This is a genomic window from Kocuria sp. HSID17590, from assembly GCF_003989485.1.
GTDB classification, from domain to species: Bacteria; Actinomycetota; Actinomycetes; order Actinomycetales; family Micrococcaceae; genus Kocuria; species Kocuria salsicia.
Genome location: NZ_RBMB01000030.1, coordinates 23262 through 30141, shown reverse-complemented (window position 1 = coordinate 30141; position 6880 = coordinate 23262). Strand labels below are relative to the sequence as shown.

7 protein-coding genes are annotated in these 6880 nt (G+C 73.0%); 5 read left to right on the top strand and 2 right to left on the bottom strand.

Going from position 1 to position 6880, the window contains the following annotated elements:
• Together D8M39_RS10310 and hemE are read right to left on the bottom strand one after the other, a co-directional pair.
• A partial coding sequence (locus D8M39_RS10310) for an FAD-dependent oxidoreductase (RefSeq protein WP_126874964.1) occupies positions 1-203 on the bottom strand: 203 nt, incomplete at its 3' end.
• On the bottom strand, positions 200-1435 hold the full coding sequence (gene hemE, locus D8M39_RS10305) for a uroporphyrinogen decarboxylase (RefSeq protein ID WP_094394329.1): 1236 nt from the start codon (positions 1433-1435) through the stop codon (positions 200-202). The genes hemE and D8M39_RS10310, both read right to left, overlap by 4 nt.
• 139 nt (positions 1436-1574) lie before the next feature.
• On the opposite strand from hemE, the gene D8M39_RS10300 reads away from it, so the two are divergent.
• The 5 genes from D8M39_RS10300 to D8M39_RS10280 all read left to right on the top strand — a co-directional run bounded on the left by D8M39_RS10300 (position 1575) and on the right by D8M39_RS10280 (position 6870).
• On the top strand, positions 1575-2891 hold the full coding sequence (locus D8M39_RS10300; RefSeq protein WP_055086567.1) for a glutamyl-tRNA reductase: 1317 nt from the start codon (positions 1575-1577) through the stop codon (positions 2889-2891).
• 40 nt (positions 2892-2931) lie between these two features.
• Entirely contained in the window at positions 2932-3612 is a 681-nt protein-coding gene (locus D8M39_RS10295) for a TetR/AcrR family transcriptional regulator (RefSeq protein WP_094394331.1), read from the top strand.
• Between the two features lie 91 nt (positions 3613-3703).
• On the top strand, positions 3704-3937 hold the full coding sequence (locus D8M39_RS10290; protein ID WP_055086565.1) for a DUF3107 domain-containing protein: 234 nt from the start codon (positions 3704-3706) through the stop codon (positions 3935-3937).
• A gap of 351 nt (positions 3938-4288) precedes the next feature.
• Entirely contained in the window at positions 4289-5992 is a 1704-nt protein-coding gene (locus tag D8M39_RS10285; RefSeq protein ID WP_055086563.1) for a DEAD/DEAH box helicase, read from the top strand.
• A 5-nt stretch (positions 5993-5997) separates the two neighbouring features.
• Complete coding sequence (locus D8M39_RS10280) at positions 5998-6870, top strand: site-specific DNA-methyltransferase (RefSeq protein ID WP_094394333.1); 873 nt, start codon at positions 5998-6000, stop codon at positions 6868-6870.
• The last annotated feature ends 10 nt before the right edge of the window (positions 6871-6880 follow it).

Here is a 6880-nt window from a genome sequence, read left to right as displayed (position 1 = left end):
GCCCCGGAGTCCAGCACGAGTCCCGCGACCTCGTGCGCGCCCACGGCACCACCGAAGTGGTCCGAGGCCTCCACCAGGGTCACCCGCAGCCCCGCCGCGGCGAGGTCGCGCGCGGCCGTGAGACCGGCCACCCCGCCACCCACCACGAGTGCGGTCCGAGGGCGCCTGGGGGTGCGCCGTTTCTCACCGGAGGAAGTTGTCACCGGGTCTCCTTGTGGATGAAGGTCACGAGTTCGCTCAGCACGTCCGGGTCCGTCTCCGGGGGAACGCCGTGGCCCAGGTTGACCACGTGGCCGGGGGCGCTGCGACCGCGACGCAGGACGTCCCGGGCGTGCTCGTGCAGCACGTCCCGCGGTGCGCCCAGCAGAGCGGGGTCGATGTTGCCCTGCACCACGGTACGCTCACCGAGCCTGCGGGAGGCCACGTCCAGCGGGATCCGGTAGTCCACGCCCACGGCGTCCGCACCGGCGTCGCGCATGGCGCCCAGCAGCTCCCCCGTGCCGGTGCCGAAGTGGATCCTGGGCACGCCGAGGTCCTCGACCGCCGCGAGCGCCTGTGCGGAGTGCGCCTGGACGTGCTGCTCGTAGTCCGCGAGCGAGAGCGAGCCGGCCCACGAGTCGAAGAGCTGGACGGCGCTCGCCCCGGCCTCGACCTGCGCCCGCAGGAACGCCCCGGACGTGCGGGCCGCCCACTGCGCGAGGGCGTCCCAGGCCGCGGGGTCCGCGTGCATCATCGTGCGGGGCCGCAGGTGGTCCCGGGACGGACCGCCCTCCACGGCGTAGGCCGCAATGGTGAACGGTGCTCCGGCGAAGCCGATCAACGGGGTCTCCCCGAGCTCCGCGACGGTGCGGGACACGGCCTCGCGGATCGGGTCCAGGGCTGCGTCCGGCAGCTCGGGCAGGGCCGCGACGTCCGCGGCGGTGCGCACGGGGTGCTCCAGCACGGGCCCGCGCCCGGCCACGATGTCCACGTCCACGGACGCTAGCTTCATGGGCACCACAATGTCGGAGAAGAAGATGGCGGCGTCCACGCCGTGGCGGCGCACCGGCTGCAGCGTGATCTCCGCGGCGAGCGCCGGGTCCAGACAGGCCTCGAGCATTCCGGTGCCCCGGCGGGCCTCGCGGTACTCGGGCAGCGAGCGGCCCGCCTGGCGCATGAACCACACGGGGGTGTGCGGTGCGGGCAGCGCGCACAGCGTGCGGACGAGCGCGGAGTCGCGGACTGCGCCGTGCAGCGGGTGGCCGTGCGGCACCCTGGAGAGACGGCGCGCCCAGAGCGCCTCGTGATCCCCCGCCTCCTCCGGGCCCGGCCCACCCGGTCCCGACGCCACCCCCGACCCGTCCGTGCCGACCACCCCGGGTGCCGCGGATGCGGCGGGAGTCTCGGTGCTGAGGGGGTCGCGGTGGTCGCCGTCGCGCTCGATCTGGGAAGCCATAGTGCCTCCATTGTGCCAAAGGAGACCCGCGAGTTTTGGTGACGAAGTGTCCGTCGTGCAGCACCTTCCAACCCCGCGCTGCCGGGCGCCGCGGCTAGGCTGGGCGCAGGGCAACGACTTCGTCTAGGATGGCTGGATTGTGGTTCTTTTCTGTCTTGTCGCATCACACCGGTCCGTTGATCTCAACACGGTCGCCCGGTTGAGCACCGGAGCCCTCGGTGTGGCCGAGGACGCCGTCTCCACGGGAGCGCTCACGGGCGCCGTCACGCTGTCCACGTGCAACCGGCTCGAGTTCTACGGGGAGGTCCCCGGTGAGGACCCCCGCGCCGTCCACCGGGCCCAGCAGGACCTCGCCCTGCGCATCGCGGAGCGCTCCGGCCTGGACGAGCGGTTCGTGCTCGAGACCATGGACGCCCACGAGGGCGAGGGCGTCCCCCGCCACCTCTTCACCGTGGTCTCCGGGCTGGAGTCCGCCGTGGTCGGCGAGCGCGAGATCACCGGCCAGGTGCGCCGCGCCCTGAACCAGGCCCGCCAGTCCGGCACCGCCTCCCCCCACCTCGTCCAGCTCTTCGAGGCCGCCGCCCGCACCGCGCGCGAGGTGGGCACCCGCACCGCACTCGGCGAGCGCGGCCGCTCCATCGTCTCGGTGGCCCTGGACCTCGCGGACGACATCACCCCCGGGCAGTGGCCCCGTCGCCGCGCCCTCGTCTTCGGCACCGGGGCCTACGCCGGCGCCACCATGGCGGCCCTGCGCGACCGCGGCTGCGCGGACATCGAGGTCTTCTCCGGTTCCGGGCGCGCCCAGCAGTTCACGGACCAGCGTGGCGGCTCCCCCGTCACGGAGGTGGAGCTGCCCGCGGCGCTGCGCCGGGCCGACGTCGTCATCGGCTGCTCCGGGGGCTCGGCCCCCATGCCCGCGGACGTGTTCCCGGAGGGACCCCGCACGGTGGTGGACCTCGCCCTGGCGCGGGACTTCGACCCCGCCGTCGCGGACCTGCCCGAGGTGGAGCTGATCACCCTGGAGTCCGTGCGCGTGGCCGCGCCAGAGGAGACCTTCGAGTCCGTGAGCGCCGCGCGGGAGATCGTGGACCACGCGGCCCAGCGCTTCGAGGCGGCCCGCAGCGCACGGGGCATGGACGAGGCGATCGTGGCCCTGCGCAAGCACACCATGTCCGTGCTGGACGCGGAGCTCGAGAAGGTCCGCACCCACCACGGCTGCACGGGGGCGGAGGAGCAGATCGAGCTGGCCATGCGCCGCATGGTGCGCTCGCTGCTGCACACGCCCACCGTGCGGGCCCGCCAGCTCGCCGCCGAGGGCCGCGCGGACGAGTACATCACCGGATTGGAAGCGCTGTACGGCCTGGAGGTCGGCTCGCCCCGCACCGCCGGGGACGCGCAGGAACCCCCCGCTGAACGATCCCCCTCAGACACCCCCCGGCCGCGTGCCGCGGGATGATGACACCACGGGCGTGCCGCCCGGACCGGAGGAGGACCCCATGAACGCGACCGATCTCGGCGAGGCGCACAGCCGTTCCGAGCACCCCCGAGCACGCCGGATGAGCCGGGACCAGCGGCGGGAGCAGCTGCTCGGCACCGCACTGCGGGTCTTCTCCGAGGGCGGCTACCACGCCACGTCCATGGACGAGATCGCCACGGCGGCGGGGGTGTCCAAGCCCGTGCTGTACCAGCACTTCCCCGGCAAGCGGGAGCTTTTCCTCGCCCTCGTGGAGTTCACGCTCCGGGAGCTCTCCGAGCGCCTGGAGGCCTCCCTGTCCGCCGCGGACACGGACAAGGAGCGGGTGCGCAACGTGATCGACACGCACTTCGGCTTCGTGTGCACCAGCCCCGTGGCCCACAAGCTCGTGTTCTCCGCGGACCTGATGTCCTTCCCGGAGGTGGCCGCCCAGCTGGACGAGTTCTACGAGCGGGTCGCGGAGGCCGTGGCCGCCCTGCTGGGGCCCAACGCGGGCATCCCCGCCCTGCAGGCAACCCTGCTCTCCCGCGGTCTCGTGCACATGGTGCAGTCCTCCGCGGTCTTCTGGGTCAACCACCCGGACTCCGGCCCCCGGGCGGAGGTCCAGGAGCAGGTCTTCCGTTTAGCCTGGGGCGGAATCAGGATGCTCGACGAGGACCGGGCCGAGGGTGCTCCTAGACTGAGCGGCGACGACCACGCCTGACACGGCCCGCCGCCCCGGTGGTGGCACCGCGTCCGGCACACAGGACACCCACCGGTGCGCGGTGAGCGCGCGCCGTCGCAGGAGGCAAGCCATGGAAATCAAGATCGGCATCCAGAACGTGGCCCGCGAGCTCGTCGTGAACTCGGAGCTCGGCGCGGAGGAGGTCCAGGCCAAGGTCAGCGAGGCCCTGCAGTCCGGCACGCCGCTCGTGCTCCAGGACACCAAGGGCAGCACCACCGTGGTCCCCGCCGCGAGCATCGGCTACGTGGAGACCGGCCAGGAGACCAAGCGAAAGGTGGGCTTCACGCCGCTGCCCCTCGGCTGATCCGCTCCCCGGCCCCGCGGCGTCCGACGCCGCCGGGAACCACCACCAGGACCCGCCGCACGTGCCCTCGGACCTCCCGTCCGGGGGCACCGCGCGTGCAGCAGGTACACTGGGACTGTTTGCCAGGATGACCGGTCGTCCCACGAGACCGTCACGTTCACTTGTCACCCGTTTTCGAGGATCCCGCCCGGAGAGCACCACTGCCCTCCGCAGAGCGCCCGGACGGGGTGCGTTTCACGATCGGCTTCCTCTCACCGCGCGGCGGCCCCCGGCCCGCGCCGCCCGTCCACCAGGACGGACCCGGCAGCGGCACCGTGGCTCGCGCCCCGCGCCAACCCGTGAAGGACTTTCGTGACCGACATCACCGCAACACCGCAGGACGAGGCCCCCGAGCTCGACGAGACCGGGACCCAGGCCGTCGAGACCGCCGAGCCCGTGGCCGAGACCACGTTCGCGGACTTCGGCGTCCGCCAGGACATCGTGGACGCCCTCGCCGCCCACGGCATCACCTCCCCGTTCCCCATCCAGGCCATGACGCTGCCGATCGCGCTGTCCGGGCAGGACATCATCGGCCAGGCCAAGACCGGCACGGGCAAGACGCTGGGCTTCGGCATCCCCGCGCTGCAGCGCGCCGTGGGCCGCGACGACGCCGGGTGGGAGCAGCTCAAGAAGCCGGGCGCCCCCCAGGCCCTGATCGTGGTCCCCACGCGTGAGCTCGCCGTGCAGGTGGGCAGCGACCTGGCGATCGCCGCGAAGACCCGCAACGCCCGCGTGGCCACCATCTACGGCGGCCGTCCGTACGAGTCGCAGATCGCCGAGCTGGAGAAGGGCGTGGAGGTCGTGGTGGGCACCCCCGGGCGCCTGATCGACCTCAGCCGGCAGCACTACCTGGACCTGAGCCACGTGCGCATGGTCGTGCTGGACGAGGCGGACGAGATGCTGGACCTCGGCTTCCTCCCGGACGTGGAGAAGCTGCTCGCGAGCGTTCCCGAGGTGCGCCAGACCATGCTGTTCTCGGCCACCATGCCGGGGCCCGTGGTCGCGATGGCGCGCCGCTACATGACCCACCCCATGCACATCCGTGCGGCGGCCCCGGACGAGGGCACCACCAAGAAGGACATCCGCCAGGTCATCTACCGCGCGCACCACCTGGACAAGGACGAGGTGGTGGCGCGCATCCTGCAGGCCGAGGGCCGCGGCCGCAGCATCATCTTCACGCGCACCAAGCGCGCCGCCGCGAAGCTCGCGGACGAGCTGATCCACCGCGGCTTCGCCGCCGCTCCCCTGCACGGGGACCTCGGCCAGGGCGCCCGCGAGCAGGCCCTGCGCGCCTTCCGCAACGGCAAGGTGGACGTGCTGGTGGCCACGGACGTGGCCGCGCGCGGCATCGACGTCGAGGACGTCACCCACGTGATCAACTTCCAGTGCCCCGAGGACGAGAAGACCTACCTGCACCGCACGGGCCGCACCGGGCGCGCGGGCAACAAGGGCACGGCCATCACGTTCGTGGACTGGGACGACGTCCCCCGCTGGCGGCTGATCGACAAGGCCCTGGAGCTCGGCATCCCCGAGCCCGTGGAGACCTACTCGTCCTCCGAGCACCTCTACACGGACCTCAACATCCCGCGCACGGCCAAGGGCAAGCTGCCCCGCTCCCAGCGCACGCTCGAGGGTCTCGCGGGCGAGGAGCTCGAGGACCTGGGCGACGCCCGCCCCGCGCGCGGCGACAAGCGCTCCTCCGGCGGCTCGCGCGACGGCTCCGGGTCACGACGTCGCTCGGGCAGTTCCGGCGGCGGCTCCGGCCGTGGCGACTCCGGGGGCTCGGGCCGCGGTCGCTCGGAAGGCTCCGGCCGTTCGGGCGAGCGCTCGCGGGACGGCTCCGCCGGCGAGAGGACCGGCGGTGAGGGCTCCCGCGAGGACTCCACCCAGGCCCCCCGCGAGAAGTCCGTGGAGAACTCGGGCAACGGGGCGAAGCGGCGTCGTCGGCGTCGCCGCCCCTCGGGTCAGAACCGGCCCGCCCAGGGCGAGCAGAACTCCCCCGCCGCCCAGGACTGAGGCGGATGACGGCGCGGGCGCCCTTCGCGTTCGACCCGGAGGGCGCCAGTGCCGTGGTGGCCGGTGAGAACCTCACGGTCCTGGAGTCGCTGCCGGACGAGAGCTTCTCGCTGGTCTACCTGGATCCCCCGTTCAACACGGGCCGGGACCAGGTGCGGCGCACCACCCGCTCCGTCCACAAGGCGGCGGGCGAGGGCGACCGTGTGGGCTTCGCGGGCCGCTCCTACGAGACGGTGCTCGGCAGCCTGCGCCGCTACGAGGACTCCTTCGCGGACTACCTGGGCTTCCTGGAGCCCCGGCTGCTGCACGCCCGGCGCGTGCTGGCCCGCCACGGGACCCTGTACGTGCACCTGGACTACCGCGAGGTGCACTACGTGAAGATCCTGCTGGACGCCCTGTTCGGGCGGGAGTGCTTCCTCAACGAGATCGTCTGGGCCTACGACTTCGGGGCGCGCACGCTGAAGCGCTGGCCCGCGAAGCACGACACCATCCTGGTGTACGTCAAGGACCCGGACGCCTACCACTTCAACTCCGAGGACGTGGACCGCGAGCCGTACATGGCCCCCGGTCTCGTGGGCCCGGCCAAGGCCGCCCGCGGCAAGCTGCCCACGGACGTGTGGTGGCACACCATCGTCTCCCCCACCGGCCGGGAGAAGACCGGCTACCCCACCCAGAAGCCGGAGGGGGTGCTGCGTCGCATCGTCACGGCGTCGTCGCGCCCCGGGGACTGGGTGCTGGACTTCTTCGCCGGCTCCGGCACCACCGGCGCGGTCTGCGCCGCCCTGGACCGCCGGTTCGTGCTGGTGGACAGCAACCCGGAGGCCGTGGCGGTCATGCACCGCCGCCTCCCGGACGTGCCGGTGCTGCGCGCCCCCTGAGCGGTGGCTG

Coding starts and splice junctions, on each gene's coding strand:
- hemE (WP_094394329.1), bottom strand. CDS start 1,435: ATGGCTTCCCAGATCGAGCGCGACGGCGACCACCGCGACCCCCTCAGC.
- D8M39_RS10295 (WP_094394331.1), top strand. CDS start 2,932: ATGAACGCGACCGATCTCGGCGAGGCGCACAGCCGTTCCGAGCACCCC.
- D8M39_RS10290 (WP_055086565.1), top strand. CDS start 3,704: ATGGAAATCAAGATCGGCATCCAGAACGTGGCCCGCGAGCTCGTCGTG.
- D8M39_RS10280 (WP_094394333.1), top strand. CDS start 5,998: ATGACGGCGCGGGCGCCCTTCGCGTTCGACCCGGAGGGCGCCAGTGCC.